Annotated in this window: 1 protein-coding gene; it reads right to left on the minus strand. The window is 61.2% G+C overall.

Annotated features, from left to right (window positions below; all coding sequences use genetic code 11):
• Complete coding sequence (gene tuf / locus C404_RS58690; protein WP_021197867.1) at positions 1-1,209, minus strand: elongation factor Tu; 1,209 nt, start codon at positions 1,207-1,209, stop codon at positions 1-3.
• Position 1,210 lies beyond the last annotated feature (1 nt).

Raw genomic sequence — 1,210 nt, forward strand, 5'->3', positions numbered from 1 at the left:
TTACTTCAGGATCTTGGCAACGACGCCAGCACCCACGGTACGGCCGCCTTCGCGGATAGCGAAGCGCAGGCCTTCTTCCATGGCGATCGGGGCGATCAGCTTGACGGTGATCGACACGTTGTCACCCGGCATGACCATTTCCTTGCCTTCCGGCAGGGCGATCGAGCCAGTCACGTCCGTCGTACGGAAGTAGAACTGCGGGCGGTAGTTGTTGAAGAACGGGGTGTGACGACCACCTTCGTCCTTCGACAGGATGTAGACCTCGCCCGTGAATTCCGTGTGCGGCTTGATCGAGCCCGGCTTGGCCAGCACTTGACCACGCTGAACGTCTTCACGCTTCGTGCCGCGCAACAGAATACCGACGTTGTCGCCTGCTTGACCTTGGTCCAGCAGCTTGCGGAACATTTCCACGCCCGTGCACGTCGTCTTGTCGATCTTCGGCTTGTCGCCGTCCATCGCGATACCGACGATTTCGATTTCTTCGCCGACCTTGATGATGCCGCGCTCGATACGGCCGGTCACCACGGTGCCGCGACCCGAGATCGAGAACACGTCTTCCACCGGCATCAGGAACGTGCCGTCAACAGCGCGCTCCGGCGTCGGGATGTAGGTGTCCAGTGCGTCGGCCAGGTTCATGATGGCCACTTCGCCCAGCTCGCCCTTGTCGCCTTCCAGCGCCAGCTTGGCCGAACCCTTGATGATCGGGGTGTCGTCGCCCGGGAACTCGTACTTCGACAGAAGTTCACGCACTTCCATCTCAACCAGTTCCAGCAGCTCAGCGTCGTCCACCATGTCGCACTTGTTCAGGAAGACGATGATGTACGGCACGCCCACTTGGCGGGCCAGCAGGATGTGCTCACGCGTTTGCGGCATCGGGCCGTCAGCGGCCGAGCACACCAGGATGGCGCCGTCCATCTGGGCGGCACCGGTGATCATGTTCTTGACGTAGTCGGCGTGGCCCGGGCAGTCAACGTGCGCGTAGTGACGGTTAGCCGTCTCGTACTCGATGTGCGCGGTGTTGATCGTGATGCCGCGTGCCTTTTCTTCCGGCGCTGCGTCGATTTCGTCGTACTTCTTGGCGGTACCACCGAACTTGCTCGACAGCACGGTGGCGATCGCTGCGGTCAGCGTCGTCTTGCCGTGGTCAACGTGACCAATCGTCCCAACGTTCACGTGCGGCTTGGTCCGCTCGAACTTTTCCTTTGCCATG

Source organism: Ralstonia sp. AU12-08 (assembly GCF_000442475.1).
Lineage (GTDB): Bacteria > Pseudomonadota > Gammaproteobacteria > Burkholderiales > Burkholderiaceae > Ralstonia > Ralstonia insidiosa.

What these genes read in the sequence shown, in the direction of transcription:
- tuf (WP_021197867.1), bottom strand. Translation starts at nt 1,209, where the DNA reads ATGGCAAAGGAAAAGTTCGAGCGGACCAAGCCGCACGTGAACGTTGGG.